This window comes from Bradyrhizobium sp. USDA 4506 (genome assembly GCF_054058795.1).
On the sequence record NZ_JBSSBM010000002.1, the window covers coordinates 5,985,338 to 6,011,651 of the forward strand.

Genomic DNA, 26,314 nt, shown 5'->3' on the forward strand with positions numbered 1-26,314 from the left:
GCCGAGCGCCCGCGAACCGCACAGAAAGCTTGTGCTTCGGTTATGGTTTCCGATTCGTTAACGGTCGCTAAGTAGCATCCGGGCATCCACACGGTGGAGATTCGGCCTCCATGCATATTGTTTGCCCGCATTGTACAACATCCTACGCCATCAATCCGGCCACCCTTGGCGAGGCCGGACGTACTGTCCGTTGTTCCCGCTGCCGGGAGGTCTGGCTGGCCCGGCCGGAGGACGCCATCGGGGCGACCGCGCCCACTCTGGCCTATCAGTCCGCCGGATCCGACCTCGCCGCCGAATGGGAGGCCATGGGCCGGGAGGAGGCTGACGCGACCCCGATGGTCGAGAGCCCCTCGATTTCGGCCGATTTGCCCGCCGAGGGCAGCGACGCCGCCACGGAATGGCCGGCGCTGGCCGAGGCGGATGCCGCGGCCCATGCCGACGCCGGGGACGCGGGAACCAGGGGCCGCTTCCGCCTGCCCCGGTTTCCCCGCCTATTCCGCCTGCCCGCCCTGCCCCGAATTCCGTTCATGCCGGTGATCGGCACCCTGCCGACCACCTGCGGCGCCATGGCCGCGCTGATCATCGCGCTGTTCGTCTGGCGCAACGATGTGGTGCGGCTGCTGCCGCAGACCGCGCTGTTCTACAAGATGGCCGGGCTCGACGTGAATTTGCGCGGGCTCGCCTTCAAGGATCTCAAGATCACCAACGAGACCGTGGACGGCAAGCCGGTGCTGGTGATCGAGGGCATGATCGTCGGCCAGACCAGGAAGCCGGTCGAATTGCCTCGGCTGCGCTTCTCGGTCCGCGACGCCCAGGGCGCCGAAATCTATGCCTGGAACGCCGTGCTGGAGCAGCCGGTGCTCAATCCCGGCGAGCGGGCCTTCTTCAAGTCGCGCCTCGCCTCGCCGCCGCCCGAAGGCCGCAATATCGACGTACGCTTCTTCAACAAGCGTGATCTCACCGGCGGCCGCGCGTGAGCCGCCGGCCAACTCCATCGGGAACCGACCAATCACCATGACGCGTGTTCTGATCGCCGACGACGAAGACTCGATGCGCTCGCTGGTGGCGCGCGCCATCGCCATGGACGGCCACGAAACCGTGACCGCGCAGGACGGCGCCGAGGCGCTGGAGGTGCTGACGCGCGACGAAGGCGCGTTCGACCTTCTGCTCACCGACATCCAGATGCCCGTGATGGATGGCATCGCGCTGGCGCTGACCGCGGCGCGCGACTTCCCTGCGCTGAAGATCCTGCTGATGACCGGCTTCGCCCATCAGCGCGAACGCGCCTCCGGCCTCGAGGCGATCGTGCATGACGTGGTGACGAAACCGTTCTCGGTGGCCGATATCCGCACCGCAGTCGCGGACGCGCTGGCGGCGCGGAAGGCCGGCTAGTGTGCTGAATGCGAAGTTCGTGCGATTTCGCGGCAGCCACTTTCACGAACTTCGCATTCATAAAGCACACTAGAATCATAAGTTTGCTAGTGTCCTTATCGAATCCGAAGTTCGCCCCGAAGGTGCGGCCAATGATGCAAACTTCGGATTCGGGAAACTAGGGTTACGAGCTCAACTCGGAAAGCATGCCCGGGCGGTCAGCGTCACCGGGGACAGATTGAGAAATTGCGCAAATTGAAATGCATAACTCGCGCTGACCACGTTGCCGCAGGCTGACGTGGAATAGGTGAATGTCTGCGCCGGGAGCGTGAGGCCGAACGCCTGCTGCGCGGCGTAATTCGTGATGGCGCTGCCGCTTGGACAGAGCGTGCTGTTGACGGTCGCGCAACGCGCCGCCATTTCGGTGCCGTGCTGCAGCCCGAGCTGAGTCCAGAACAGCAGTCCGAATTCGATGATGCCAAATATGAACAGGAAGAACACGGGAGCGGTCAGGGCGAATTCCAGCGCGGAGGCTCCTCGATTGTCCCGCCATAGCGGTGTGAGTTTCACTGCAGCCTCGCAGTGGACTGGGCGCTATAGGTGTAGGTGGCCGCCACAATCTGATAATTGATCAGCGTGTAGTAGGTCCCTTGCGCCGAAACCATGGCATATGTTCCGGCCTGCGCGCCGCTGGGGCAGACCGCACCGCAACTGACGGTGCTGACCCCCGAACTGGTCGGGCACCCGCAAAACTGGTACGGCTTGGGCGAAGCATTGATGGCTGTGGAATTCGTGGCGGCTGTTACGGCGCTGGTGACGCCAGTCTCGTCAAAGCCGCGCACGATGGCGTATTGCGCTCCCGCCTGCGCGGCATTCTCGACCTGCATCTTGCGATAGAGCGCGAGTCCGATGTCGGTTACCGAGACGACCATCAGGGACAGCAACGGGATCATGATGCCGAATTCGATGGCCGCGACGCCGCCCCTGTCGTGAACGGCGGTGCGTACAAGCTGCATCAGAGAGAAAACCAATCGACCACGGCTGTTGGATGAGGATCTCTGGATTTGCATCGGGGCCAACCTCACTCGATGAGTTGCGCGGTTTGCGTGCCTATCGTCGCGGTGCCGAGCGCCGAACAATTGACCTGAAGGTTCGACGTGCCGCTGAACGTCAGCGTGTCCGCGATGATCTTGGTGCATGATGTGCTTGTGCCGTTACCACCGCCGAAGCTGAGGTCGGCCTTCGGCAGGTAGATGGCGCCGCCGAAGTTCTGGGTGGCACCACCCGTGAGATTAAAGGTAGTCCCGGCCGGCATGTTGCGGTCGCCATACATGACGATGCCCTTCGTGGAGCCGGAGGTCGGCGCCGTCAGATCGACGATGGCGTTGCTGCCGATCGAAGCCGTGCCCCACTTGCTTCCCGAGCCCGTAAAGACCAGGGTCACGCCGCTGCCCGTGATGGTGGCGTTGCCCGCGACGCTCAAGTTCGAGCCGTCCAGGTAATAGATGCCCGGATCGAGGTTCAGCGTTGCGCCGGCGTTCACCGTAATGCTGCCCGAGTAGCAGCCGGGGCTGAGAGAATTCGTCTTTCCGTTGGAATTGACCGTAATCTTGGCGTTCGTGCAGCTCGGCTTCGACGGCGGAGAGACGTTCGCATACGGGTCAGCCATTGGCTTCACATGCGTCTTGACGCCGTTGGTGGCGGTGATGTTGCTGGTGCCGGAGACGTCGCCGACGACGCCGACCTGATTGGCGGCGACCGTCGCGCTGCCGGCCACGTTGAGCGATGGGCTTGCACCCGAGTTGCTGTAAAGGTTGCACTTGATCAGGTTGAGCTGGTTGCCGCCGCTCACGTTGACCGCGGGACTGGCGCTGGCGTTGAGCGCAAGCACGCAGCCCGTCCCGGAATTCGGCAGGGCGACCGCGCGCGCGGTGACCGGCACCGGGGCCGAGCCGAACAAGGCTGATAGCAACCGCTGTTGCGGTTGGCTCACGATGACTTCGACCGCCTGCAGGTTCGACGTCTGACTGCCGGTCTTCGGCGGTTGATTCACCGTGACCGTGACGTTGTTCGCCCCGTTCGCGTAACCGTAGTTTGCCGTGACCGCATTGGCTTCGGACAAAAGGTCGGCGCCTGCACTTGCCGCCGTTGCGGCGCTCACCGCGCCGGAGTCGGCGGCACTCTGCATGTTCTTATGTTTGTAGTACCACCATCCCACTTCGGTACCGAGCCCTGCCGTGCCGACCAGGACCGGCATGAGCAGCGCTGAAATGATCACATAGCTGCCCGACTGGTCTCGAACGAATTGTCGAACCAAGCTGGTCTGATGTTGGTGCCGGCGAGTAATACCCAATGGCCGGTATGACGATGCAATGAATAAACGGCTGTGCCTCATGTGCTCTCCTGAGACGCTTGCCAATTTTCCGAAGTAAGGTGACGCAAGCGACTTAAATGCGCACCAACGGGAACCCGACAATTTTAGGAAAATTGTGCGAAACGGGCGGACGACACCCGGTCCCGATCGCACCCGATTGGAACGCGGGGCGCGTAGCCCGCAGAAGCTGACGTCTGCAGGCTTACGACCGTCGTGCATATTCCGCGTCATTCCAGTGGAAGCGCGGCATACAGGTCGCCGTGGCCGTTCGATTCAAGCGCCGATGTCTCGTGAGTAGGCACGAGCTTTCACGGATGACGACAGTCGAAGGACGAGGCGCTCAATAATCCTTCAGCAGCCGCTCGATGTAGTCGAGCTCGATCTGCGGCCGCGACGGATCGGCGAGGCGGCGGCGCAGCTCTTCGAGGATGCGGCGGACGCGCTGCACGTCGATCTCGCCGGGGATCTTCACCGTGTAGTCGTCGCCGAATTCCCGGCCGTGCAACGGGCGGCCGAGCGGATCGGTCTGGTTGCCGCCGCTCTGCTGGCGGCCGGCGCGGTTGCCGGGGCTGTCGCCCGGCTGGTCGCCATCGCCCTGCTGCATCGCGTCGGCGAGGCTCTGGGCGCCCTTGCGCAGCGCATCCAGCGCACGGCCCTGCGAATCCACCGCGCCGTCGGCATTGCCCTCGCCGAGCCGCCCGGAGGCATCGCCCATCGCGGAATCGGCCTGGTCGAGCCCGTCATCGCCGTCATCGCCCTGGTCGCCGCCTTGATCGCCCGGCTGCGCCTGGTCGCCCTTCTGACCCTGGCCTTTCTGGCCCTTCTGGCCGCGCTGGTCCGGTCCCATGCCGCGCTTGGCGAGCTCTTCCTGCAGCTTCTTCAGGCGATCGCGCAGCGCCTGCTGGTCCTGCTGCAGGTCGCCCATCGACTGCTCGCCCTGCTTGCCGCGCATGCGGTCGCGGCGGGAATCCTGGCCCTGCTTGAAGGTCTTGTCGCGCAATTGCTGCTGCTTGCGGATCATGTCGCCGAGCTCGTTGAGCGACTGCTGCATGTCGTCGTCGCCCTGATTGGGCTGCGCCATTTGCAGGTTTTCCAGCATCTGCTGCATCTGCTCGAGCAGCTGCCGCGCCGCATCCTTGTCGCCGGAGCGTGACAGCCGCTCCATGCGATCGAGCATGTTCTTGAGATCCTGCTGGCTCAGCACCTTGGCATTGGGATCGAGCGGCCGGGCGAGCTGCTGCGGATTGTTGCGGAACTGCTCGACCATCTGGCGGAGGAAATTGTCCAGCGCGGCGCGCAGATTGTCGGTGAGCTTCTTGATCTCCTCGTCGGTCGCGCCGCGCTCGAGCGCCTGCTTGAGCGCGTCCTGCGCCGCACGCAGCGCCTTGTCGACGTCCGAGATGTTGCCGTCCTCGATGGTGACGGCGAGCGACCACAGGCTGGCGACCACCTCGCGCAATTGGTCGTCGGTGCGCGCCGCCTCGAGCTGCCGGCTCACGGTGTGCAGGCCAAGGTAATAGCCGGTCTCCGGCATGAACATTTCGGGCGCGATCATCAGCGCCTCGAGCGCGGCGAACACCTGGCCGTTCTGATTGGCGTCGAGCGCCAGGATACGGCGCTGCTCGATCAGCGCGCGCGCCAGCGGCTTGGTGAACAGGCGCTCCGGCAGCCGCATGTTGAACGGCTCGCTCTTGCCCTCATTGCCGGCCTCGTCCTTGGCCGTCAGCGTCAAGGTCACGTCGGCGCCGGCATAGGGATCCTCACTGAGGTCCTTCACGGTCTGGCCGACGCCGTTGCGGGTGCGCGCATTCGGCAGCACCAGCGCGAATTGCGGCGGCTCGAACAGCGGTCGCGGCTGCGCCGCCTTGCCGTCGGCATCCTTCTTGCCGTCGGCCTCCTTCGGCGCATCGGTCGGCCGCACCGCGAATTGCGCGCGCGCTTCGCTGACGCCGTAATCGTCCTCGAGCCGGTAGGACATCTGCAGCGCGCCGCGCGCCTGCCGCTCCGGATCCTTGGCGAGCGCAATCGACGGCGGGCGGTCCGGCGTCGCGGTGAATTTCCACTGCGGCTGGCCGGCCGGCGCACGGACATGCGCGGTGCCGTCGCCGGTGATCTTGAAATGCCGCTCGTTGGTGCCCTTGGGCGCCTGCCCGTCCGGCGCGACCTCGGTAACACCGCCACCGACGACGACGTCGATGCTGCCGCCGCTGGAGCGCACCAGGAGCGTGCTGCCGGCCGGAACCGCGAGCGGGGTGGTGTCCGCCGCGTTGGCGTCCTTGTTGGCGTTGGACAGAATGATCGGCGGCTTGCCGGTGTAGTTGGGCGGCGTCACCCAGGCATCGACCCGGACATTGGCCGGCGCCATGATGCCGTTCCAGTCGAATGCGGAGGCGACCCGCAGGCCGCGCTCGTCGCCGGCGGCGACATAGCTCGCGACCAGCATCACGATGACCAGCGCGCGCAGCGCCCAGGGATCATGCAGCGACACGCGCGGCCGCGGCAGCCCGGCGCGGATGCGCTTGATCGAGGCCAGCGTGCGCTCGCGCTGCGCCTGCCACAGCGCCAGCGCAAACGGGTCCTTGTTGGTGAGCGTGTCGGAGAGCGTGGTCGCCGGACGATGGCGAATGCCGGCGCCGCGGTCGAGCCGGCTCAGGCCCTCCTCGCGGCTCGGCCAGCGGAAGCGCACCAGCGGCGACAGCGCCGCGAGCGCGGCAATCGCGAACAGGCCGGCGCCGGCCACGCGTGCGACAAACGGCAGCACCAGCCACAGCCCGGCCCAGGACGCGACCAAGAACAATCCTGCGACCGTCAGGAACCGGGCCAGATGCGGCCAGGCCCGTTCCCACCCAATCGCGAACCTTGCCCGCTGCAGAGCCTCTGTCAGTTTCAGCCGCGCGATCGCATCGCTGTCGCGGACGGCGCGTGACGGGTCAGAGGGGTCGATGTTGGCTCCGCTCAATAAAATCTCCGGGGTAGCCGGCAGGTCAGCCTAGCACGGCGGCGGCTTTGAGGCACCCGTTCCAGGCAGTAACCCACACCGGGAAATACGCATAACACGAAGGCGTGACTGCGGCGGTTCGACCCCGTAACGTCCTGGCCGAACCATCGCATTAACGCATGAGGAACGCGATATGGACCAAAAAACGCACGACAAGGGGCTCGAAATCCGCAAGGCGGTGCTGGGCGAAGCCTATGTCAACAATGCGCTGAAGAATTCGGACAGCTTCAACAAGCCATTCCAGGAACTCGTCACCGAATATTGCTGGGGCGCGGTCTGGGGCCGCGAGGAACTGCCGCGCAAGACCCGCAGCATGCTCAACCTCGCCATGATCTCGATCCTGAACCGGCCGCACGAATTGAAGGCCCACATCAAGGGCGCGCTGACCAACGGCGTATCCCGCGACGAAATCCGCGAGATCTTCATGCAGGTCTCGATCTATGCCGGCATCCCCGCCGGCGTCGACAGCTTCCGCATCGCGCGCGAGGTGTTCGCCGAACTCGACAACAAGGCGTGAGACGCTGCTGCCTCACACGCAATGTCGTCCTGGCGAAAGCCAGGACCCATAACCACAGGCCTTCGTGGTGGGAACACGCTGGGGCTCCAGCGGAGCACAGCAATCAACCGCGGTCGTAATGGGTCCCGGCCTTCGCCGGGACGACAGCGAATGTGGGGTGCGCGGCTCCGCACATAACGACATAGAGGAAACGACTCATGGAAATCGGATTCATCGGCCTCGGGAAGATGGGCTTCCCGATGGCGCGCCGGCTGATCGAGGCCGGCCACAAGCTCACCGTGTTCGACACCAGCAAGGACGCGCTCGACAGGCTGGTCGCACTCGGCGCGGTGGCCGCAACCTCGCCCAAGGACATCGCCGACCGCGTCGAGACCGTGATGGCGAGCCTGCCCTCGCTGCAGGCCTCACTCGAGGTCGCGACCGGCGCGGGCGGCGTGATCGAGGGCACGCGCGTCAAACGCTTCATCGACCTCTCCACCGTCGGCTCGCGGATGGCGGTGAAGATCCACGAGCTGTTGGCCAAGAAGAACATCGTGCAGATCGACAGCCCGGTCTCCGGCGGCGTCGCCGGCGCCGAGAAGGGCACGCTGGCAGTGATGGTGTCGGGCCCGCGCGCCGATTTCGAACTGGTGAAGGGCGCGCTCGACGTCATCGGCAAGGTGTTCTTCATCGGCACCAAGCCGGGCTCCGGCCAGACCATGAAGCTCGCCAACAACTTCCTGTCGGCGACCGCGATGGTGGCGACCTCGGAGGCTGTTGTGATGGGCGTCAAGTCCGGGCTCGATCCGGCCGTGATGATCGACGTCATCAATGCCGGCTCCGGGCTGAACACCGCGAGCCGCGACAAGTTTCCGCGCTCGGTCTTGCCGCGCAGCTTCGACTTCGGCTTCGCTACCGGTCTGATGGTGAAGGACGTGCGGCTTGCGGTCGAGGAAATGCGCGCGCTCGGGCTGTCGATGGAAGTCGCCGAAGCGGTCGGCCGGCTCTGGGAAGTCATCATCCGCGACGAGGGACCGGAGTCGGACTTCACCGCGGCGATCAAGCCGATCGAGAAGGCCGCGGGCGTGATCGTCGGCGGCGGTAAAGGCGGCAGTCACGCCGCGAAGTAACGCTCTCGCCGAAATAAACGCTGTCGTCCCGGGCAAGCCAACGGGTCGGCGCGAAGCGCCGCCCGATGACAGGCTCCGCGCGACCCGGGACCCATCACCACAGGACTTCGTGGTTTAGCTGAGCTGCGGCCCCGGCTCAGGACAACAATCAAGAGCGGTGGTTAGGGGTCCCTGCTCCCGTGCGCAATTGCGCACTAGGCAGGGACGACACCGTTAGTGAGGCGCGACACCGGCCATCACAGCCACGGCGCGGGCCTGTCCATCGCGATCAGGGCGTCGACGTCGATGCGCGGGCGGACCACGGCGTACTGGTCGTCCTTGACCAGCACTTCGGGCACCAGAGGCCGCGTGTTGTAGGTGCCGGACTGCACCGCGCCGTAGGCGCCGGCGGTCATGATCGCCAGCAGATCGCCGGCCTTCGGCTGCGGCAGCGAGCGGTCGAGCGCGAGATAGTCGCCGGTCTCGCAGACCGGGCCGACCACATCCGCGACCATGGTCGGGGTGCCGGGCGCAGGCTGGCGCACCGGCAGAATGTCGTGATGCGCTTCATACAGGGTCGGCCGGATCAGGTCGTTCATCGCGGCGTCGATGATAACGAAGTTCTTGGCATCGCCCGGCTTCACATGGATCACGCGGGTGACGAGGATGCCGGCATTGCCGACGATCATGCGGCCCGGCTCGAACATCAGCGTGCAGCCGAGATTGTGCGTGACGCGCTTGACCATCGCCGCATAGGCATCCGGCGCCGGCGGCGCGGCGCGATCCATGTAATAGGGGATGCCGAGGCCGCCGCCGAAATCGATATGCGAGATGTCGTGGCCGTCGGCGCGCAGCGTCTGCACGAATTCGGCGAGCAGCCGGAAAGCGACCTCCAGCGGGCCGAGATCGGTGATCTGGCTGCCGATATGCACGTCGGTACCAGTGACCTTGACGCCCGGCAGCTTTGCCGCGCGGGCATAGACCTCGCGGGCGCGAGCGATCGGAATGCCGAACTTGTTCTCCGACTTGCCGGTCGAGATCTTGGCGTGGGTGCCGGCATCGACATCGGGATTGACCCGCACCGAGATGCGGGCCGTCTTCTTCATTTCGACCGCGAGACGCGACAGCATCTCGAGCTCCGGCTCCGACTCGATATTGATGCAGAGGATGTCCGTGGCAAGCGCGGCACGCAGCTCGCCCTCGGTCTTGCCGACCCCGGAGAACACGATCTTCGAGGGCGGAATCCCGGCCGCCAGAGCCCGCTTCAACTCGCCGCCGGACACCACGTCGGCGCCTGCGCCGAGCTTGGCCAGCGTGCGCAGCACCGACTGGTTGGAGTTCGCCTTCATGGCGTAGCAGACCAGCGCCTTCTCGCCGGCGAAGGCTTCGGTGAAGACGCGGTAGTGGCGCTCCAGCGTCGCGGTCGAATAGCAATAGAACGGCGTGCCGACGGCCTCCGCCAGCTCAATGAGATTGACCGCCTCGGCATGCAGCACGCCGTTGCGATAGTCGAAATGGTTCATGACACGCTTTTAAATACTAATTGCCGAGCAGCGGATCGAGGAGGAAGGGCCGTTTATTGCCTCGCGGCGCGGCCGGCGCGGCCTCCGAGCCGTAGGTCGGATTGAACACGCTGGGCTGCGCTGCCCGCTCGCTCTCGGTGTCGCTCGGTGCCGCGCCCGGCGCGACGTTCGCGGTCGGCGGCAGGTCGAGCGGTCCCTTGCGGCCGCAGCCGCCGAGCGCCAGCGCTGATACGCCCAGCACAATGATGGCCCATCCCGAGGGGGTCAGGCGGTTCTTGCTAATCACGACGAATTCCCCAATTCGGGCGGCACCATACAAACATTGGCGTGCTCTGGCGAGAGGCGGAGCGCCATGAAATCACGGCCAAATTTTCCGGTTCAGCCCAATTTTCGCTCTTTTTCCAGCCGCTTGGCCCAGGCCTTGGCCTGCGCCATCACATTCTTCGGCGCCGTGCCGCCAAACGAGGTCCGGCTCTGCACAGAGGATTCGACGCTGAGCACCCTCAGCGCGTCGGCCGTGATCTTCGGCTCGACCTCCTGCATGGCCTTGAGCGACAGCTCGTGCAGCGCCACACCCTGCTTCGATGCCAGGCCGACGATGCGCCCGGTAACGTGGTGGGCGTCACGGAACGGCATTTTCAGGGTGCGCACCAGCCAGTCGGCAAGATCGGTGGCGGTGGCGTAGCCCTCGCCGGCGGCGGCCTTCATCTTTGCTTCGTCCGGCACCAGGTCCTCGACCATGCCTGTCATGGCGCGAATTGCCAGTGACAGCGCCTCGAAAGCCTCCATCGCGCCCTGCTTGTCCTCCTGCATGTCCTTTTGATAGGCGAGCGGCAGGCCCTTCATCACGATCAGCAGCGCGGTGAGCGCGCCGATCACGCGGCCGGTCTTGGCACGGACCAGCTCGGCCGCGTCCGGATTGCGCTTCTGCGGCATGATCGACGAGCCGGTGGTGAACTTGTCGCTGAGCTTGACGAGGCCGACCAAGGGCGAGGTCCAGATCACGATCTCCTCGGCGAAGCGCGACATATGCACTGCGCAGATCGCGGCCGCCGACAGCGTCTCCAGCACGAAATCGCGGTCGGATACCGCGTCGAGCGAATTGGCCATCGGACGGTCGAAGCCGAGCGCCTTTGCGGTCGCGGCGCGGTCGATCGGAAACGAGGTCCCGGCGAGCGCGGCCGCGCCCAGCGGCGATTCGTTCAACCGCTTGCGCGCGTCGGCGAAGCGGCCGCGGTCGCGGCTGGCCATCTCGACATAGGCTAGGAGATGATGACCGAAGGTCACGGGCTGCGCGGTCTGCAGATGGGTGAAGCCCGGCATCACCGTGCCGGCATGCTCCAGCGCGCGGGCGACCAGCGCCTGCTGGAACGCGGCCAGCGCCGCATTGGTCTCATCGATGGTGTCGCGGACATAAAGCCGGAAATCGGTCGCGACCTGGTCGTTGCGGGAGCGCGCGGTGTGCAGCCGGCCCGCCGCGGGCCCGATCAATTCGGACAACCGCGACTCGACATTCATATGAATGTCCTCGAGCGCGCGCTTGAAATCGAAATCGCCCTTGCCGATCTCTGACAAAATCGTGTCTAGACCTTTGCCGATATTTTTCGCATCAGCGGACGTGATGATGCCCTGCGCGGCGAGCATCGCGGCATGGGCCTTGGACGCGGCAATGTCCTGGGCATAAAGGTGACGATCGACGTCGATGGAGACGTTGATTTCCTCCATGATCGCGTCGGGACGTTCCGAGAACCGGCCGCCCCACATCTTGTTGCTCATGACATCTCGCTCACGAATTCGTATTTCAGCCTTGCGGTTTCATGGCCGGAGGCGGCGAAACAGCACCGCAGTTCCGGTCGTATTCCCGGCACTGCTTAGCCACATCGACCCAGGATGACAAACGATATGCCCGAGACGACCCCATCCAATCCGACCGCCAGGCCGACCGCCAAGTGGCGTATCCCGCTGGTGATCGGCGCCGTGCTGGCCGGGGCCGTGATCGGCTATGTCGGGGTCTCCAGCCTCAAGCATCCCGCGGGCGGCGATATCGCCTGCAACAGCGCGGTGGCTCTGGCGAAGAAGATCGCCCCGCTCGCCCATGGCGAGGTCGCGGCGCTGACCATGGCAACCACTCCCTTGATGCTGCCCGACCTGACCTTCGAGGACGCCAACGGCCAGCCGAAGAAGCTCTCGGACTGGCGCGGCAAGACCGTGCTGGTCAATTTGTGGGCGACCTGGTGCGTGCCCTGCCGCAAGGAAATGCCAGCGCTCGACAGCCTGCAGACCAAGCTCGGCGGCAAGGATTTCGAGGTGGTCGCGATCAACATCGACACCCGCGACCCGGACAAGCCGAAAAACTTCCTGAAAGAGGCCAATCTGACCAATCTCGGCTATTTTTCGGATCAGAAAGCCAAGGTTTTTCAAGATCTTAAGAACATAGGCAAGGCGCTGGGCATGCCGACCTCGGTGCTGGTCGACGGCAAGGGCTGCGAAATCGCCAATATCGCCGGTCCCGCCGAATGGGCGAGCGACGACGCGATCAAGCTGGTGAAGGCCGCGCTGCAGCCAGCCGCAGCCGGGTTCTGATCAGGCGACGGCGTTGAGGTTGTCGCCGATGCCAGGCGACAAATTCGCGGTGGAGGGCGTGCCGAGCAGGGTCTGAACCGCGAACTTCTCGGCGTCGAGGTTCTGCTTGGTCACGCGGGTCGCGATCTCACCCTGCAGATTGCCCTGCTGCATCGACAGGATGCTGGTGACCATGCTCATCATGTCCATACGCGGCACTCCCAAAACTGGGGTTTGAGGTAACGCGCGAAAGTTAATGCTTGGGTAATCGATGGCCGCGTCAGGCTGACGCATCGTCCGCTTCATGGCGCAAGAGGTCGCCGGGCTGGCACTTCAGGTAAGTGCAGATCCGCTCCAGCGTATCGAAGCGGACACCCTTCACCTTGCCCTGCTTGAGCAGGGACAGGTTGGCCTCGGTGATCCCGACATATTCGGCAAGCTCCTTCGATTTCACGTTGCGCTCGGCGAGCATCACATTCAGCCTGACCCGGATCGGCATCGCGAATGCCTCAGACGAATTGCGCGTGCTCATCGGCGATCGCATTGGCCTCGGCCATCACCCAGGCCGTGACCGCGACCAGGCCGGCGAACAGCAACGCGAGCAGCGTGTCGGACCCGAACGCGACGACGATGGATTTGCCCTGCGCGTAGGTTTGCCAGCTCAGCAGGATCGAGAGCAGCGCGCCGATCAACGGCTTGAGCAAGGTCGAAACCAGCATCGCGATCGCAAGGTCGCGCAACCTCGCCACGTTGTCGGCCGTGAAGAAGCGCCCCTGCGCGAACGCATTGAAGCAGCCGCGCACGCGCGACAATCCCCAGATCAGACCGGCGAGCGGCAACGCCGAGACCGCGAGGCCCATCAGCCGCACCAGCCAGCCGACAGGATGGAACGCGATGCCGGTCAGCCCGGCGTCGCGCAGGATCGCTTGATCCGGGCTCGCCACCCAATAGGCCAGCAATCCAACAGCAAGCAGGAGCGAAATGCCGATGCAGGCGTAGGCGAGCACGCGGCTGACCGCGCGGATGCGTTCGAGGCGCGTTGGCCGTGCGGATCGGGAAAGCTCTGACGAGAGGGACGCGGACATGCTCGACCTTGATGGTTGTTGACCTGATATTATTGTTTTATGATAATTAATATCTGCAAGTCAACATATATCGAAAGGCCAATTCATGCTGAACCGCCCGAGCCGCGCCATCTGCGCCCTCCTCCTGTTGACGACAGCCGCGCACGCTCAACCCTCGACATCGCGTGGGCAAATCTCCGTCGCGCAAGTCAGAGCCATGCTGAATCAGGCCGCCACCAATCCGACCGCGCGGCAGGCCCTGACGGCCTATCTGGCCGGCGCCGGCGAAACCACCGGCTGGCTGCTCGATGCAGCGCACGGCGTGCCACCCTGCGCCCGACGGCTGACGCTCGACGCCCAGCAGGCCCGTGACGCGATCGCCGGCGCGGCAACCACCGCAGCGACCGAGACACCGGCAACGCCGCTGATCATCCGCGACATGCTCAAGCGCGCCGGCTGCCGTCTGACAGAATGAACAGCCGCTCAGGCCGTGTTCGCCGCGAAGGCCGCGCCGAGGGTGCGCAGCGCTTGCCGTGTCCGCGCATCGGACAGTTTTGAGTGAAGCATGACGTCGCGAGACGGCAGTGGCGGCAGGCCAAGCTTTGGCCCGAGGTCGACGGTATCCGCGGGCGCGACGCGGCGCGCCAGCGCTGCGACCGCAAGGCCTGCGGAGATCGCAGCTCCGATCGTCGACAACCCGCCGCCGACGAATGCCTCGGTCCAGGCGATGCCGGCGGCGTCGAGCGCTTCGACCGCCATGGCACGCACGCTGCACGGCTCGGCTTGCGTCGCGAGGCGCAACGGCTCGCCCGGTCGATGGTGAAAATCGGGTGCGGCCATCCAGCCGAACGGCTCTTCGAACAGCACGTCGCCATCGCGGCGCTTGGCGTCGTGGCGGAGCACGATCGCAGCATCGAGCCTGCCGTCGTCGAATGCGCTAAGCACCGAACGCGACGTGTCGACGTGCAGCTGGATCACCAGCCCGGGATCGGTGCTGTTCATCCGCTTCAGCAGCGAGGCGAGTTCCGAGCCGACGATGTGGTGGCTGATGCCGACGACCAGCCGCCGATGCTCGACGGCAAACGAGTTGATCGCCGATTGATGCGCGGCCACCAGATTGCGCGCGGCGCCGAGGAAGGCGGCACCTTCAGCTGACAGCCGAACCAGCCGCGGCGTTCGCTCCAGCAACCGCCGGCCGAGGCCGTCTTCCAGACGCCTGATCTTCAGGCTGACCGCGGACTGTGTGGTCTCCATCGCCTGCGCCGCGCGCGTGAAGCTGCTGAGATCGGCTACCAGGACGAACGCCTGGACCGCCTCGAGGTCGAGCGCCTTCATGGTCATTCATTTAAATATGAAATCATTGAAATGCTTTATCATACCGTTTTTCAATGAACAAGGAGCCCCTAGGATCGGCGGCCCGTGACGCCACCAGGAGAGCCACCATCATGCCGCTGACCCGCGTTTCATTGCGACGGGGCAAGCCCGCCGCCTACCGCAAGGCCGTTCTCGAAAGCCTTTATCGCGCCATGCGCGAGACCTTCGACGTGCCGGAAGGCGATCGTTTCATGACGATCTCCGAGCACGACGACGGCGATTTCATCTATGGCGCCGACTATCTCGGCATCAGGCGCAGCGCTGACCTGATCATCATTCAGATCACGGTCAGCAACACCCGCCCGGTGGCGCAGAAGCAGAAGCTCTATCGACGGATCGCCGAACGGCTGACCGAAAGCCCCGGCCTGCGCGCCGAGGACATCTTCATCAACCTGGTCGAGGTGCTCCCCGAGAACTGGTCGTTCGGCAACGGCGAGGCGCAGTACGTCCGATGACCGCTGCACCGACCCTCTCGCCGCGCATGAGCGGCATCACGGCATCGCCCGCATCAGTGCTGCGCCGCCGCGCCCGCGAACTGCGAGCTGCCGGGCGCGACATCATCGAGCTGTCGTCGGGCAATCTGGACTTCCCGACACCGGACCATGTGATCGCGGCGGCGCATGCAGCGGCATTGCGCGGCGAGACCCGTTACACCGATGTCGACGGCACGCCGGAACTGAAGCGGGCGGTGCGGGCCGCGCTGCTGCGCGACCATCATCTCGACTATGGTCTGGACGAGATCGTCATCACCAACGGCTCGACGCAGGCGCTGTTCAACGCGCTGCTGGCGACCCTGGCGCCCGAAGACGAGGTGATCATCCCCGCGCCGTATTGGGCGCCCTATCTCGATCAGGTGCGGCTGGCCGGCGCGGCGCCGGTGGTGGTGCCGTGTGCGCAGAACAACGGCTTCAAGCTGCGCGCGGAGGATTTGCAGGCGGCGATCTCGGCGCGAACCCGCTGGATCATCGTCAACAATCCGGTCAACCCATCCGGCGCGCTGTATTCGCGTGATGATCTGTCCGAGATCGCCACGGTCCTGCTGCGGCATCCGGACATCCGGGTGCTGGCCGACGGGCTCTACGAGCACATCGTGTTCAATGGCGCACCCGCGCCGACGCTTGCGGAAATCGAGCCGCGCCTGAAGCCGCGGACGCTGACCGTCAGTGGCCTCGCCAAGAGCTACGCCATGATGGGATGGCGCATCGGCTATGCCGCCGGACCCGCGGCGCTGATCCGCGCGATGATCACGATCCAGTCGCAGACCACGTCCGGCGCGTCGTCGATCAGCCAGGCCGCGGCAATTGCCGCGCTCGACGGCGCGCAGGATGTGCTGCTTGCGCGTGCCGCCATCCTGCGCGCCAAGCGTGACCGCTTTGCCGAACTCGTGAACGAATGCGCCGGGCTGTCCTGCACACCGCCGGAAGGCACGTTCTATCTGCTGGTCGCCTGCGCCGGCATAATCGGCAAGCGCGCGCCCGACGGCAGAGTGATCCGGACCGACCGCGATTTCTCGGCCTATCTGCTCGAGGCGGCCGACGTGGCAGTGTTTCCCGGCGAGGATCTCGGGCTGTCGCCCTATATCCGCCTCAGCTTCGCCAACCCGTCATCGACCATCGAGGAGGCCGCAAGGCGGCTGAAGTGCGCCTGCGCGGCACTGCAATGACGCCTCACGGACGGAGCCCGCGCCTCGCGCTGACAGCACATCTGCTCGGACTTGGAACGGGTGTGACGATGATTGTCGGTCTGGTGCCCGCGACGCTTGCACTGCTGCGGGCACTGATCTGACGCGATGCGGATTACCGCGTCGGGATCGGCTTGTCGCCGCGATAGTCGTAGAACCCACGCTGGCTCTTGCGTCCGAGCCAGCCGGCCTCGACATACTTCACCAGCAGCGGACACGGCCGGTACTTGGAGTCGGCCAGCCCCTCGTGCAGCACCTGCATGATCGACAGGCAGGTGTCGAGGCCGATGAAATCGGCGAGCTCGAGCGGGCCCATCGGATGGTGCGCGCCGAGCTTCATCGCGGCATCGATCGCCTCGACGTTACCGACGCCTTCATACAGCGTGTAGATCGCCTCGTTGATCATCGGCAACAGGATGCGGTTGACGATGAAGGCGGGGAAATCTTCCGACACCGCGACCTGTTTGCCGAGCTTGGCGACGAACGCCTTGGCGGTGTCGAAGGTCATGTCGTCGGTGGCGATGCCGCGGATCAACTCGACCAGTTCCATCGCCGGCACCGGATTCATGAAATGAATGCCGATGAACTTCTCCGGGCGGTCGGTCGAGGCGGCGAGCCTTGTGATCGAGATCGACGACGAGTTGGTCGCGACGATCGCCTCCGGCTTCAGTACCGCACAGACCTCGTGGAAGATCTTGCGCTTGGTCTCTTCCTTCTCGATCGCGGTCTCGATCACGAGATCGCAATCGGCGAGCGCGTCGAGCGACTCGGCGGAGGCGATGCGGTCGAGCGCCTGCTTGCGGTCGCTCTCGCTGATCGCCTTCTTCGCGACCTGCCGGGTCAGATTGCCGTTGATGGTCGCCAGCGCCGACTTCAGCCGGTCGCCGGACACGTCATTGAGCACCACGTCGAAGCCGGCCAGCGCCGCCACATGGGCAATGCCATTGCCCATCTGACCCGAACCGATCACGCCGACCTTTTTGATTGCCACCGTCATCTTGTCATCCACCGGAACGGCGCGTACATCGCGCCTGCCCAATTCCAACGATACCCGAAGTAAAGCCTTCCGGGTTGCCCAATCCGCCGGAAAACGTTTCCCGGGACCATGATGTGATGACAGGTCATCACATCCGGGTCCCATTTCCCCTGTCGAGCATGATCCTTTCGGAAAAACGTTTCCGGATCATTGCCTCGAAAATAATAACACCGGCCGGAGCTTACCCATCCGGCCGGTGTCTTGTCGCTTACTTTCCGAGCTTGCCGAGCGCTTCGGTTAGCTCCGGAACCGCCTGGTAGAGGTCGGCGACCAGGCCGTAATCGGCGACCTGGAAGATCGGCGCGTCCTCATCCTTGTTGATGGCGACGATCACCTTGGAGTCCTTCATGCCGGCCAGATGCTGGATCGCGCCGGAGATGCCGACCGCGACATAAAGTTCCGGAGCCACCACCTTGCCGGTCTGGCCGACCTGCCAGTCGTTCGGCGCATAGCCGGCATCGACCGCGGCGCGCGAGGCGCCGACGCCGGCGCCGAGCTTGTCGGCGAGCGGCTCGATGTACTTGGCGAAGTTCTCGCGGCTCTGCATGGCGCGGCCGCCCGAGACGATGATCTTGGCCGAGGTCAGCTCGGGACGGTCGCTCTTGGCGACTTCCTCGCCGACGAACGTCGACAGGCCGGGATCGGCGGCCGCAGCGGCGTTATCGATCGCAGCGCTGCCGCCTTCGCCGGCGGCGGCGAAGGTCGAGGTGCGCACCGTAATCACCTTCTTGGCGTCCTTCGACTTCACGGTCTGGATCGCGTTGCCGGCATAGATCGGCCGCTCGAAGGTGTCGGGGGCGACGACCTTGATGATCTCGGAGACCTGCATGACGTCGAGCAAGGCCGCGACGCGCGGCATCACATTCTTGAAGCGCGAGGTCGCGGGCGCGACGAACGCGTCATAGCCAGGAGCCAGCGCGACGATCAGCGCGGCCAGCGGCTCGGCAAGGTCGTGCTCATAGGCCGGGCCTTCGGCCACCAGCACCTTGGTGACGCCGGCAAGCTTGGCGGCTGCTTCCGCCGCCGCCTTGGTGCCCTGGCCGCCACCGGCAACCAGCACATGGACGTCGCCGCCGAGCTGGCTCGCCGCGGTCAGCGCCTTGTTGGTCGCGTCCTTCAGCGTCTCGTGGTCGTGTTCAGCAATCAACAGCGTCGTCATCAGAGAACCCCGGCTTCGGTCTTGAGCTTGTTCACGAGTTCGGCGACGTCCTTGACCTTGACGCCCGCCTTGCGGCCTGCCGGTTCCGCGGTCTTCAGCACTTCCAGACGCGGCGTCACATCGACGCCGTAGTCAGCGACGCTCTTGTCGTCGATCGGCTTCTTCTTCGCCTTCATGATGTTGGGCAGCGACGCATAGCGCGGCTCGTTCAGGCGCAGGTCGGTGGTGACGATCGCCGGGCCCTTGAGCTTGATGGTCTGCAGTCCGCCGTCGACTTCGCGGGTGACCTTGAAGTCGGATCCTTCGACCTCGAGCTTGGAGGCGAAGGTCGCCTGCGACCAGCCGAGCAGCGCGGCCAGCATCTGGCCGGTCTGGTTCGAGTCGTCGTCGATCGCCTGCTTGCCGAGAATGACGAGGCCGGGCTGCTCCGCCTCGACCACCGCCTTCAGGATCTTGGCAACCGCGAGCGGTTCGACATTGCCTTCGGCCTTGACCAGGATGCCGCGGTCGGCGCCCATCGCCAGTCCGGTGCGAATGGTCTCGGAGGCCTGCGCGGGTCCGATCGACACCACCACCACTTCGGTCGCCTTGCCGGCTTCCTTCAGCCGCAGCGCTTCCTCGACGGCGATTTCGTCGAACGGGTTCATCGACATCTTGACGTTGGCGAGCTCCACGCCCGTCCCGTCACTCTTGACGCGGACCTTGACGTTGTAGTCGACGACCCGCTTTACCGGCACAAGAACCTTCATCGATCCTCTTTCGCTTTGATTTTATGGGTTTCGGTTGGCTGGCGCGGAACCTAAAGGTCCCGTTTCTCCCGGTCAACGCGCCAAAGCCAAAAAACCGTCCCCCGGTTTTGAACCAGTTTAGCGGTTCTGGCCCGGCACCCACAACACGTCTCCCGCTCCCTTACTGTTCTGGAAGCGGCTGGCAACGAACAGGAAATCCGACAGGCGGTTCATATACTGGATGCCAGCCTGATTGACCGGCTCGTCGGGTTGGGCGGCGAGTTCCACCATCATCCGTTCCGCGCGGCGACATATCGTCCGGGCGAGATGCAGATAGGCAGAGGCAGGCGTGCCGCCGGGCAGCACGAACGAGGTCAGCGGCGCGAGCTGGTCGTTCAGGCTGTCGATATCGCGCTCGAGCCGCTCGACCTGGCTTGCCAGCATCCGCAGACGTTCGGCCTTGCCCTCGCGCTCGGGCACCGCGAGGTCGGCGCCGAGATCGAACAGATCGTTCTGGATCCGGCCGAGCATCGCATCGACCGCGGGGCTGCCGGCAAGATGCAGCCGCACCACGCCGATCGCGGCATTGGTCTCGTCGACCGTGCCATAGGCGGCAATGCGCAGATCGTATTTCGGCCGCCGCTCGCCGGAGCCGAGCGCGGTGGTGCCGTCATCGCCGGTGCGCGTGTAGATCCGATTGAGAACAACCATGGCAGGCTCCGGTGTTCGATGTTCGATGTTCGAGTCCACCACTCCGATCGGGAGAGGTGGAGAATAGCCCGACAAATCTACCTCACCTAACGCCCCATCGCCCAGACCGCGAGCATTGCGATGACGATGGCGACGAACTGCAGCAGCACGCGCAGCCGCATCAGCTTCTGCGACGTGTTCGGCGGGCCGCCCTTCATCATGTTGATGAGGCCGAGCAGGAGCACCAGCGCGACGGCGCCGACGGCGATGGGAAGAATGATCGTGCTGAGGAGAGATGTCATTTGCGGTACATAACACCGCAGGACGCGGACTTCCACACAGCCCGGCCATGCAACCAACTGGCTTTTCAGCGCGTAATATCAGATGCTGGGTCCGTTCTCGGGCCGAGCGGTTTTCGACAATGCCGGGTGGAATGTGAAGCAGCTTCGTTACGTCACCCACGTCGTGATGGATGCGTTTTACACGTTCCTCGCCGACGACGGCTGGGCGATCGCGAGCCACATCGCGCTGTCGACGCTGATGGCACTGTTTCCGTTCCTGATCGTGCTGACCTCGGTGGCCGGCTTCTTCGGCTCCAAGCAACTCGCCGACCAGGCGGTCGGGCTGATGCTGCAGGTCTGGCCGCAGCAGGTCGCCGAGGCGCTGTCCGGCCAGATCCACGACGTGCTGACCAACACCCGCGGCGATATCCTGACCATCGGCGCGGTGCTCGCGGTCTACTTCGCCTCCAACGGCGTCGAGGCGCTGCGGGTGGCGCTGAACCGTGCCTACGCCGTGATCGAGCCGCGGCGCTGGTACTGGCTGCGACTGGAGTCGATCGGCTACACGCTGGTCGCGGCGTTCACCTCGCTCGCGATGGCTTTCCTGATCGTGCTCGGACCGCTGATCATCGAGGCGGCGCGGCGCTATATCCCGTTCTTCGTCGAATCGAACGAGAGCCTGCTCAACACCGCCCGTTACGGCGTCACGATCCTGGCGCTGGTCGTCGCGCTTTTCATCCTGCACGCCTGGCTGCCGGCGGGCCGTCGCAGCTTCACGCAAATCCTGCCCGGCATCATCTTCACCATGGTGGCCTCGCTGCTCTCGGGCATCGGCTTCGGCATGTACCTCGCACGCTTCGCCAACAACTACGTCACGATGTATGCGGGGCTGGCCTCGGTGGTGATCGCACTGGTGTTCCTGTATTTCATCGCCGCGATCTTCGTGTTCGGCGGCGAGTTGAACGCGGCGATCATCAAGTCGCGGTTGCCGCACGGCGTGTCGCTTCATGCAGCGCAGTCGCGAGCGCCCGCGGGGACACAGGCTTGACCAGGAAGCCGTCGGCGCCGGCAGCGCGCGCTGCGGCCTCGTCCTCGGCCCGGCCGGAAATCCCGACAATCACGATGCGGCCGTGCGGCGGCGGCAGCGCGCGGATGCGCTTGATCGCCTCGATGCCGCCGATGCCGGGCAGCACCATGTCCATCAGCACGGCGTCGAAGGCGCCCTGCACGAGCCGGTCGGGCGCGGCCTCGCCCTGACCGACGAATTCGGCGTGGTGACCGAGTTCGGTCAGGATCGTGTTGAGCACGACGCGGCCGAACGGATTGTCCTCGACACTGAGCAGCCGCAGCCCTTGCGACAGCAGCGCCGCCGCGCTCTCGCCGGAGGCGGTGCCGGCCGGCCCTTCGGCGGGCGCCAGTTCCACCTTGAGCGTGAAGGTGGTGCCCCCGCCGGCGCGCCGGTCCGCGACGATGTCGCCGCCCATGGCGCGCGCGAGCTGCCTGACGGACGACAGGCCGAGCCCGGCGCCGCCGAACCGCGCGGCGATCGAGACGTTGGCCTGCGAGAACGGCCGGAACAGGCGCTTGACCTCCGATAGCGTCAGGCCGATCCCGCTGTCGGAGATCGCGAACGCGACGCCGATCTTGTCGCCGGACCTTCTCTTCACCGCGCCCACCGGCACGATACGCAGCTCAATGCTGCCCTGCTCGGTGAACTTCACCGCGTTGTCGATCAGATTTTCCAGCGCCGCGCGCAGGCGGACGGGATCGCCGACCGCGAAGGCAGGCAACTGGTCGGAGACCTCGACGGAAGCCTGCAGCCCCTTGGCCGCCGCGCGGCCGGCGAGCGAATCCGCTGCGTGACGCGCCAGCGTGCGCAGGTCGAAGAAATCCTGCCGGATCTCGAGCCCCGGCCCCTCGCTCCGGGCGGCGTCGACGAACAGGGTCGCAAGGCTCGCCAGATGCTCGGCGCCGGCCTTGATGGTATCGACCCAGCGCCGCTCGCGCTCGCCGAGATCGGATGTCGCGAGCAGATTGCTGATCGCAAGGATTCCGGTGAGCGGCGTCCGCACCTCATGGGCAAAGGCGGCAAGTGCAGTATCGACCATGCCGGGACCGGCCTTCGGGGCCGGCTTCGGCACGGCCCGCTTGCGGCGCGGCCTGGCGGCCACCTTGGCGGCGCGGGCCTTGGCCGTTCGCGTCTTGGCGGCACCTGTCTTGGCAGTTCGTGTTTTGGCAGTTCGTGTCTTGGCAGCACGCGGTTTGGCGGCGCGCGCCTTCGGCGGCGTCCTTTTGGATGGCCGCTTGCTGCGCCGTGCGCGCGATTTTGACGCCATGGTCTCCGTGATCCCCGCCCCGGTCAACAACATGGCATGCCAAGCGGGCCGGAGTCACGGCGACGTTTACGGCGCGCCCGCGCAAAACGCGATGATGCGATCAAATGGCCAAAATCTACTGCAAGATCTACGGCAAGCCGACCAGGCGGCGGATATCGGCCGGACTCGCCCCAGCCACCCGCAATTCGCGCAGTCCGGTCGCCTGGGTCGATTTCGACAGCTTTTGGCCGGCTGCGTTTCGGATCAGCCGGTGGTGCCGGTAGTTTGGCACGGGCAGGCCGAGCAGTTCCTGCAACAGCCGATGCACGCTGGTCGACCAGAACAGGTCAACGCCCCTGACGACATCGGTAACGCCCTGCAGGGCGTCATCGATCACGACCGAGAGATGGTAGCTGGTTGGGGTCTCCTTGCGCGCCAGGATCACGTCGCCCCAGGCCTCTGGCCGGGCCACGACGTCTCCGCTCTCGCCAGCCGGCCCCTCGCCCGCTTCCAGCCAACGCAGCTCACCGGCGCGCGCGCGGGCTGAGGCCATGTCGAGCCGCAACGCGAACGGCACGCCCTGCCCGATCAGCCGGTCGCGCGCCGCGGCCGACAGCGATTTGGCCAGCCCCGGATAAAGCGGCGCGCCGTCCGGATCGCGCGGCCACGCGCCGCCGGCCTCGCGCTCCGCGACCAGCCGCGCGATCTCGGCCCGGCTTTCGAAGCTCGGGTAGACCAGCCGCTGGGCCGACAGGCGGTCGAGCGCCGCGCCATAGGCGCCGAAATGCTCGGACTGCCGCCGCACCGGGGTCTCCCAGGCGATGCCGAGCCAGGCCAGATCCTCATAAATCGCCTGCTCGAATTCCGGCCGGCAGCGCGTCGCGTCGATGTCCTCGATCCGCAGCAGCAAGCGTCCGCCCGACTGCCGCGCGAGGTCGTGGTTGAGCAGCGCCGAATAGGCGTGGCCGAGATGCAGGTAGCCGTTCGGACTCGGCGCGAAGCGGAAAACGGGTGGCATGGTCATCGGTCACGCATCATTGCCGGGCTTGCCCGGCGTCTCTGGTTCATGCGCCCGGACAAGACTCTGTTACGATAGGAGATCGATGCGCGGGTCAAGCCTGCGCCTGACAAGCCGGTGCAGACCCCGCAAATGCTGATTCACCTCGAAACCCAGGCCGACCTCGACGACGCGATCCACAAACTGGTCGACCAGGACCGCCGCCTGCGCCCGATCCTGGAGCTGACCGGCATGCCGGCGATCCGGCAGCGCGAGCCCGGATTTGCCGGGCTTGCCGCGATCATCTGCGGCCAGCAGCTCTCGACCGCGAGTGCGGCGGCGATCTGGGGGCGCGTCAGCACGGCGTTCGACCCGTTCCACCATGACGCGATCCGCAAGGCGCGGGCCGACCGGCTCGGCCGGCTCGGGCTGTCGGCGGCCAAGATCAAGACGCTGAAGCACATCGCGCGCGAGCTCGCCGAGGAGCGGCTGAACCTCGACGTCCTTGCCAATGAGGAGGCCGATGCGGCGCACAACACGCTGACGGCGCTGCCCGGGATCGGCCCGTGGACCGCCGATGTCTATCTGCTGTTCTGCCTCGGCCATGGCGATGCCTGGCCCGCGGGCGACCTCGCCGTGCAGGAAGCGGTCAAGGTCGGGCTCGGCTTGAAGGATCGGCCGACGCCGAAGCAGATGGCGCCGCTTGCGGAGCCGTGGCGTCCGCTGCGCGGCGCCGCAGCGCATCTGTGGTGGGCATATTATCGCGTGCTCAGAAATCGCGAGGGCGTGATCGCCGGTGCAAAGTAGTCGTGGAGAAAAACACACCAACTGCGTGATCGCGTGATATAGAATCAGCAGACATATAGTTTTTCAATTTGCCGGCCTCGCCCATTTTGCACGCGCAGCACGTCCTTATTGCAAGGAGACGGACCTGATTTCTCTCCGTATCCCGCTGACGCTTCTCTCGTTATCCCTGGGCGCGATCGCCGCGGCGTGGTGGTGGCTCGGCATCCCGGTCAACCTGCCGCGCGCGCCGATCGATCCGAACGACAAGGTGCAATGCATCTCGTACGCGCCGTTCCGTAACAATCAGACATCGCTTTCGCCGGCGACACAGGTCTCGCCGGAACAGATCGCGGAAGACCTCGCGCAACTCGCGAAGATATCCGACTGCATCCGCACCTATGCGACCGATCTCGGTCTCGATCAGATTCCCGCACTCGCGGCCAAGGCGGGGCTGAAGGTCATCCAGGGCATCTTCCTCGATCGGGACCGCAAGAAGAATGCAACGCAGGTCGCCACCGCGATCCGCCTCGCCCAGGAATATCCGGAAACCATCATCGCGCTCGTGGTCGGCAACGAGGTCTTGCTGCGCAAGGAAATGTCGGCTTCCGACCTTGCCGCCACGATCCGCTCGATCAAGGCGCAGGTCTCCGTGCCCGTCACCTACGCCGACGTCTGGGAATTCTGGCTGAGCAATCGCGAGCTTTCCGACGCCGTCGACTTCGTCACGGTTCACATCCTGCCCTATTGGGAAAATGTTCCAATCCGGGCGGAAGATGCCGCTGCTCATGCCGACGAGATGCGCCGGCAGATCGCGGCGGCTTTTCCGGGCAAGGAAATCTTTATCGGAGAAATCGGCTGGCCCAGCGAGGGGCGCATGCGCGAGTCCGCGCTGCCGTCGCGTATCAATCAGGCGCGAGTGGTTTCGGAGGTCCTCGACCTTGCCCGGCGCGAGCATTTCCGCGTTAACCTGTTCGAGGCCTATGACGAAGGATGGAAGCGGGAGATCGAGGGCACGGTCGGCGGCTCCTGGGGCCTGTTCGATTCCGAGCAGCGCATGCCGAAATATCCGCCGGGCCAGCCGGTCAGCAATTTTCCGCTCTGGAAGCTGCAAATGTGCAGCGGAATGGCGCTGGCGATCCTGGTATTCGGCGCGGCATGGCTGACCTTGCGCCGCAAGCCGAGAAAACCCGCATTCGTGTCATGGCCTGCAGTCGCGCTATCGGCGACCACGGCTGGAATCCTGTTTGGCGTCGCCGAGCAGAGATTGGTCTATGAAAGCTACGGAACGGGAGGCTGGCTGGTCTGGGGCTCGCTGCTGGTGGCGGCCACGGCTTCGCCCGTGTTGAGCGCCAACGCCCTGATGTCGGGCCGCGCACCGCCCAGCTTTTTCGAAGTGTTGGGTCCGAAGGGCCATCACACTGAATCGGTGCTGGCGACCCTGCACGGACTGGCCTTGATGATCACCGTCGTGATCGGCACGGCGACCGCAATCGGCCTCGTGTTCGACCCGCGCTTCATTGACTTTCCCTTCGCGCCTCTCACCATGGCGGCGGTGCCCTTTGCTGCCGTGACGCTGCTCAATCCTCCCACGAAGGGAATCCGACCACTGGCGGAGTCGATCTTTGCCGGCATTTTCATTGCAACGGCGATCTACACAGGATTCAACGAAGGGGCGGAGAACTGGCAGTCGCTATGGACCTGCGCGGCCTTTGTCCTGCTCGCGGTGACGTTGTTGCGGGCGCGTGCTTGACAACGCGACCTAGAGCGTTT

The 26,314-nt window shown here is 65.2% G+C and carries 29 protein-coding genes; 11 read left to right on the forward strand and 18 right to left on the reverse strand.

The genetic code is table 11. The features are described 5' to 3' along the window. The first annotated feature begins 110 nt into the window (after positions 1-110). Together ACVIHF_RS30450 and ACVIHF_RS30455 are read left to right on the forward strand one after the other, a co-directional pair. Positions 111-977 (forward strand): MJ0042-type zinc finger domain-containing protein, encoded by an 867-nt coding sequence (locus ACVIHF_RS30450; RefSeq protein ID WP_456792996.1) that lies wholly within the window; start codon positions 111-113, stop codon positions 975-977. Between the two features lie 37 nt (positions 978-1,014). Next, positions 1,015-1,392 carry a response regulator gene (locus ACVIHF_RS30455; RefSeq protein ID WP_016845302.1) on the forward strand — a complete coding sequence of 126 codons (378 nt, stop codon included), beginning with the start codon at positions 1,015-1,017 and terminating at the stop codon, positions 1,390-1,392. A gap of 171 nt (positions 1,393-1,563) precedes the next feature. Here the strand turns inward: ACVIHF_RS30455 and ACVIHF_RS30460 are convergent, their stop codons facing one another. The 4 genes from ACVIHF_RS30460 to ACVIHF_RS30475 all read right to left on the reverse strand — a co-directional run bounded on the left by ACVIHF_RS30460 (position 1,564) and on the right by ACVIHF_RS30475 (position 6,704). After that, complete coding sequence (locus ACVIHF_RS30460; RefSeq protein ID WP_225164603.1) at positions 1,564-1,941, reverse strand: TadE/TadG family type IV pilus assembly protein; 378 nt, start codon at positions 1,939-1,941, stop codon at positions 1,564-1,566. Next, the gene (locus tag ACVIHF_RS30465) at positions 1,938-2,387 is read right to left on the reverse strand and encodes a TadE/TadG family type IV pilus assembly protein (protein WP_456778842.1); all 450 of its coding nucleotides are present in this window, start codon (positions 2,385-2,387) and stop codon (positions 1,938-1,940) included. The genes ACVIHF_RS30460 and ACVIHF_RS30465 overlap by 4 nt, the downstream gene beginning before the upstream one ends. 65 nt (positions 2,388-2,452) lie before the next feature. Further along, positions 2,453-3,688 carry a pilus assembly protein TadG-related protein gene (locus tag ACVIHF_RS30470; protein WP_456792997.1) on the reverse strand — a complete coding sequence of 412 codons (1,236 nt, stop codon included), beginning with the start codon at positions 3,686-3,688 and terminating at the stop codon, positions 2,453-2,455. A 397-nt stretch (positions 3,689-4,085) separates the two neighbouring features. Beyond that, positions 4,086-6,704, reverse strand: a complete 2,619-nt coding sequence (locus ACVIHF_RS30475; RefSeq protein ID WP_168857835.1) for a TIGR02302 family protein — start codon at positions 6,702-6,704, stop codon at positions 4,086-4,088. 172 nt (positions 6,705-6,876) lie between these two features. Here ACVIHF_RS30475 and ACVIHF_RS30480 point away from each other — a divergent pair, with 172 nt between their 5' ends. Both ACVIHF_RS30480 and ACVIHF_RS30485 read left to right on the forward strand, forming a co-directional pair. Continuing rightward, a complete protein-coding gene (locus ACVIHF_RS30480; protein ID WP_018268955.1) occupies positions 6,877-7,260 on the forward strand; it encodes a carboxymuconolactone decarboxylase family protein in 384 nt (127 codons plus the stop codon). 197 nt (positions 7,261-7,457) lie between these two features. Then, positions 7,458-8,369: an NAD(P)-dependent oxidoreductase gene (locus tag ACVIHF_RS30485; RefSeq protein WP_456778840.1), complete on the forward strand. Its 912-nt coding sequence runs from the start codon at positions 7,458-7,460 to the stop codon at positions 8,367-8,369. 236 nt (positions 8,370-8,605) lie between these two features. On the opposite strand, the gene lysA is transcribed toward ACVIHF_RS30485, so the two are convergent. From lysA to argH, 3 genes are all read right to left on the reverse strand, one after another. Continuing rightward, positions 8,606-9,871 (reverse strand): diaminopimelate decarboxylase, encoded by a 1,266-nt coding sequence (gene lysA, locus ACVIHF_RS30490; RefSeq protein ID WP_253606645.1) that lies wholly within the window; start codon positions 9,869-9,871, stop codon positions 8,606-8,608. A 16-nt stretch (positions 9,872-9,887) separates the two neighbouring features. Then, positions 9,888-10,157, reverse strand: coding sequence for an LPS translocon maturation chaperone LptM (gene lptM, locus ACVIHF_RS30495; RefSeq protein ID WP_057017758.1), 270 nt, complete (start codon positions 10,155-10,157; stop codon positions 9,888-9,890). Between the two features lie 92 nt (positions 10,158-10,249). Further along, positions 10,250-11,647: an argininosuccinate lyase gene (gene argH, locus ACVIHF_RS30500; RefSeq protein WP_456778839.1), complete on the reverse strand. Its 1,398-nt coding sequence runs from the start codon at positions 11,645-11,647 to the stop codon at positions 10,250-10,252. A gap of 126 nt (positions 11,648-11,773) precedes the next feature. Here argH and tlpA point away from each other — a divergent pair, with 126 nt between their 5' ends. Next, positions 11,774-12,454 carry a thiol:disulfide interchange protein TlpA gene (gene tlpA / locus ACVIHF_RS30505; RefSeq protein WP_225162776.1) on the forward strand — a complete coding sequence of 227 codons (681 nt, stop codon included), beginning with the start codon at positions 11,774-11,776 and terminating at the stop codon, positions 12,452-12,454. Here tlpA and ACVIHF_RS30510 read toward each other — a convergent pair whose 3' ends face one another. From ACVIHF_RS30510 to ACVIHF_RS30520, 3 genes are all read right to left on the reverse strand, one after another. Continuing rightward, positions 12,455-12,643, reverse strand: coding sequence for a putative motility protein (locus tag ACVIHF_RS30510; protein WP_069280209.1), 189 nt, complete (start codon positions 12,641-12,643; stop codon positions 12,455-12,457). Positions 12,644-12,713: 70 nt separating this feature from the next. Continuing rightward, positions 12,714-12,932 (reverse strand): helix-turn-helix domain-containing protein, encoded by a 219-nt coding sequence (locus ACVIHF_RS30515; protein WP_057017783.1) that lies wholly within the window; start codon positions 12,930-12,932, stop codon positions 12,714-12,716. A gap of 10 nt (positions 12,933-12,942) precedes the next feature. Next, a complete protein-coding gene (locus ACVIHF_RS30520; protein WP_063790103.1) occupies positions 12,943-13,518 on the reverse strand; it encodes a DUF2975 domain-containing protein in 576 nt (191 codons plus the stop codon). A 196-nt stretch (positions 13,519-13,714) separates the two neighbouring features. Between ACVIHF_RS30520 and ACVIHF_RS30525 the strand changes: the two genes are divergently transcribed. Then, a complete protein-coding gene (locus ACVIHF_RS30525) occupies positions 13,715-13,972 on the forward strand; it encodes a hypothetical protein (RefSeq protein ID WP_456778837.1) in 258 nt (85 codons plus the stop codon). A gap of 8 nt (positions 13,973-13,980) precedes the next feature. Here ACVIHF_RS30525 and ACVIHF_RS30530 read toward each other — a convergent pair whose 3' ends face one another. Next, the gene (locus tag ACVIHF_RS30530) at positions 13,981-14,832 is read right to left on the reverse strand and encodes a LysR substrate-binding domain-containing protein (protein WP_456778836.1); all 852 of its coding nucleotides are present in this window, start codon (positions 14,830-14,832) and stop codon (positions 13,981-13,983) included. Positions 14,833-14,942: 110 nt separating this feature from the next. Between ACVIHF_RS30530 and ACVIHF_RS30535 the strand changes: the two genes are divergently transcribed. Both ACVIHF_RS30535 and ACVIHF_RS30540 read left to right on the forward strand, forming a co-directional pair. Continuing rightward, complete coding sequence (locus tag ACVIHF_RS30535; RefSeq protein WP_438075198.1) at positions 14,943-15,326, forward strand: tautomerase family protein; 384 nt, start codon at positions 14,943-14,945, stop codon at positions 15,324-15,326. Continuing rightward, complete coding sequence (locus ACVIHF_RS30540) at positions 15,323-16,534, forward strand: pyridoxal phosphate-dependent aminotransferase (protein ID WP_456792998.1); 1,212 nt, start codon at positions 15,323-15,325, stop codon at positions 16,532-16,534. Before ACVIHF_RS30535 ends, ACVIHF_RS30540 begins: the two co-directional genes overlap by 4 nt. 133 nt (positions 16,535-16,667) lie before the next feature. Here ACVIHF_RS30540 and ACVIHF_RS30545 read toward each other — a convergent pair whose 3' ends face one another. The 5 genes from ACVIHF_RS30545 to ACVIHF_RS30565 all read right to left on the reverse strand — a co-directional run bounded on the left by ACVIHF_RS30545 (position 16,668) and on the right by ACVIHF_RS30565 (position 20,467). Next, positions 16,668-17,549 (reverse strand): 3-hydroxybutyryl-CoA dehydrogenase, encoded by an 882-nt coding sequence (locus tag ACVIHF_RS30545; RefSeq protein WP_076827506.1) that lies wholly within the window; start codon positions 17,547-17,549, stop codon positions 16,668-16,670. Positions 17,550-17,796: 247 nt separating this feature from the next. Continuing rightward, positions 17,797-18,747, reverse strand: coding sequence for an electron transfer flavoprotein subunit alpha/FixB family protein (locus ACVIHF_RS30550; RefSeq protein WP_057017750.1), 951 nt, complete (start codon positions 18,745-18,747; stop codon positions 17,797-17,799). Then, positions 18,747-19,496: an electron transfer flavoprotein subunit beta/FixA family protein gene (locus tag ACVIHF_RS30555; RefSeq protein ID WP_016845285.1), complete on the reverse strand. Its 750-nt coding sequence runs from the start codon at positions 19,494-19,496 to the stop codon at positions 18,747-18,749. Before ACVIHF_RS30555 ends, ACVIHF_RS30550 begins: the two co-directional genes overlap by 1 nt. 117 nt (positions 19,497-19,613) lie before the next feature. Beyond that, complete coding sequence (locus ACVIHF_RS30560; protein ID WP_168857829.1) at positions 19,614-20,186, reverse strand: cob(I)yrinic acid a,c-diamide adenosyltransferase; 573 nt, start codon at positions 20,184-20,186, stop codon at positions 19,614-19,616. A gap of 86 nt (positions 20,187-20,272) precedes the next feature. Further along, on the reverse strand, positions 20,273-20,467 hold the full coding sequence (locus tag ACVIHF_RS30565) for a twin transmembrane helix small protein (protein ID WP_456778833.1): 195 nt from the start codon (positions 20,465-20,467) through the stop codon (positions 20,273-20,275). A gap of 166 nt (positions 20,468-20,633) precedes the next feature. Between ACVIHF_RS30565 and ACVIHF_RS30570 the strand changes: the two genes are divergently transcribed. After that, the gene (locus tag ACVIHF_RS30570) at positions 20,634-21,494 is read left to right on the forward strand and encodes a YihY/virulence factor BrkB family protein (protein WP_370143883.1); all 861 of its coding nucleotides are present in this window, start codon (positions 20,634-20,636) and stop codon (positions 21,492-21,494) included. Here the strand turns inward: ACVIHF_RS30570 and ACVIHF_RS30575 are convergent. Together ACVIHF_RS30575 and gluQRS are read right to left on the reverse strand one after the other, a co-directional pair. Continuing rightward, entirely contained in the window at positions 21,421-22,782 is a 1,362-nt protein-coding gene (locus ACVIHF_RS30575; RefSeq protein WP_456792999.1) for an ATP-binding protein, read from the reverse strand. The genes ACVIHF_RS30570 and ACVIHF_RS30575 overlap by 74 nt on opposite strands. Positions 22,783-22,909: 127 nt before the next feature. Further along, positions 22,910-23,779 (reverse strand): tRNA glutamyl-Q(34) synthetase GluQRS, encoded by an 870-nt coding sequence (gene gluQRS, locus ACVIHF_RS30580; protein ID WP_456794135.1) that lies wholly within the window; start codon positions 23,777-23,779, stop codon positions 22,910-22,912. Positions 23,780-23,911: 132 nt separating this feature from the next. Between gluQRS and ACVIHF_RS30585 the strand changes: the two genes are divergently transcribed. Both ACVIHF_RS30585 and ACVIHF_RS30590 read left to right on the forward strand, forming a co-directional pair. Continuing rightward, positions 23,912-24,565: a DNA-3-methyladenine glycosylase family protein gene (locus ACVIHF_RS30585; protein ID WP_229193514.1), complete on the forward strand. Its 654-nt coding sequence runs from the start codon at positions 23,912-23,914 to the stop codon at positions 24,563-24,565. A gap of 166 nt (positions 24,566-24,731) precedes the next feature. Beyond that, entirely contained in the window at positions 24,732-26,294 is a 1,563-nt protein-coding gene (locus ACVIHF_RS30590) for a glycoside hydrolase family 17 protein (RefSeq protein ID WP_456794136.1), read from the forward strand. The last annotated feature ends 20 nt before the right edge of the window (positions 26,295-26,314 follow it).

Bases quoted from the DNA above. Each gene is read 5' to 3' on its own strand.
- ACVIHF_RS30565 (WP_456778833.1), bottom strand. From the start codon at position 20,467: ATGACATCTCTCCTCAGCACGATCATTCTTCCCATCGCCGTCGGCGCC.
- ACVIHF_RS30545 (WP_076827506.1), bottom strand. From the start codon at position 17,549: ATGACGGTGGCAATCAAAAAGGTCGGCGTGATCGGTTCGGGTCAGATG.
- ACVIHF_RS30585 (WP_229193514.1), top strand. From the start codon at position 23,912: ATGCTGATTCACCTCGAAACCCAGGCCGACCTCGACGACGCGATCCAC.
- gluQRS (WP_456794135.1), bottom strand. From the start codon at position 23,779: ATGCCACCCGTTTTCCGCTTCGCGCCGAGTCCGAACGGCTACCTGCAT.
- ACVIHF_RS30535 (WP_438075198.1), top strand. From the start codon at position 14,943: ATGCCGCTGACCCGCGTTTCATTGCGACGGGGCAAGCCCGCCGCCTAC.
- ACVIHF_RS30550 (WP_057017750.1), bottom strand. From the start codon at position 18,747: ATGACGACGCTGTTGATTGCTGAACACGACCACGAGACGCTGAAGGAC.
- ACVIHF_RS30455 (WP_016845302.1), top strand. From the start codon at position 1,015: ATGACGCGTGTTCTGATCGCCGACGACGAAGACTCGATGCGCTCGCTG.
- ACVIHF_RS30555 (WP_016845285.1), bottom strand. From the start codon at position 19,496: ATGAAGGTTCTTGTGCCGGTAAAGCGGGTCGTCGACTACAACGTCAAG.
- lysA (WP_253606645.1), bottom strand. From the start codon at position 9,871: ATGAACCATTTCGACTATCGCAACGGCGTGCTGCATGCCGAGGCGGTC.
- ACVIHF_RS30560 (WP_168857829.1), bottom strand. From the start codon at position 20,186: ATGGTTGTTCTCAATCGGATCTACACGCGCACCGGCGATGACGGCACC.
- ACVIHF_RS30540 (WP_456792998.1), top strand. From the start codon at position 15,323: ATGACCGCTGCACCGACCCTCTCGCCGCGCATGAGCGGCATCACGGCA.
- ACVIHF_RS30450 (WP_456792996.1), top strand. From the start codon at position 111: ATGCATATTGTTTGCCCGCATTGTACAACATCCTACGCCATCAATCCG.
- ACVIHF_RS30530 (WP_456778836.1), bottom strand. From the start codon at position 14,832: ATGAAGGCGCTCGACCTCGAGGCGGTCCAGGCGTTCGTCCTGGTAGCC.
- ACVIHF_RS30520 (WP_063790103.1), bottom strand. From the start codon at position 13,518: ATGTCCGCGTCCCTCTCGTCAGAGCTTTCCCGATCCGCACGGCCAACG.
- ACVIHF_RS30525 (WP_456778837.1), top strand. From the start codon at position 13,715: ATGCTGAATCAGGCCGCCACCAATCCGACCGCGCGGCAGGCCCTGACG.
- ACVIHF_RS30510 (WP_069280209.1), bottom strand. From the start codon at position 12,643: ATGGACATGATGAGCATGGTCACCAGCATCCTGTCGATGCAGCAGGGC.
- argH (WP_456778839.1), bottom strand. From the start codon at position 11,647: ATGAGCAACAAGATGTGGGGCGGCCGGTTCTCGGAACGTCCCGACGCG.
- ACVIHF_RS30485 (WP_456778840.1), top strand. From the start codon at position 7,458: ATGGAAATCGGATTCATCGGCCTCGGGAAGATGGGCTTCCCGATGGCG.
- ACVIHF_RS30465 (WP_456778842.1), bottom strand. From the start codon at position 2,387: ATGCAGCTTGTACGCACCGCCGTTCACGACAGGGGCGGCGTCGCGGCC.
- ACVIHF_RS30570 (WP_370143883.1), top strand. From the start codon at position 20,634: ATGGATGCGTTTTACACGTTCCTCGCCGACGACGGCTGGGCGATCGCG.
- ACVIHF_RS30515 (WP_057017783.1), bottom strand. From the start codon at position 12,932: ATGCCGATCCGGGTCAGGCTGAATGTGATGCTCGCCGAGCGCAACGTG.
- tlpA (WP_225162776.1), top strand. From the start codon at position 11,774: ATGCCCGAGACGACCCCATCCAATCCGACCGCCAGGCCGACCGCCAAG.
- ACVIHF_RS30575 (WP_456792999.1), bottom strand. From the start codon at position 22,782: ATGGCGTCAAAATCGCGCGCACGGCGCAGCAAGCGGCCATCCAAAAGG.
- ACVIHF_RS30480 (WP_018268955.1), top strand. From the start codon at position 6,877: ATGGACCAAAAAACGCACGACAAGGGGCTCGAAATCCGCAAGGCGGTG.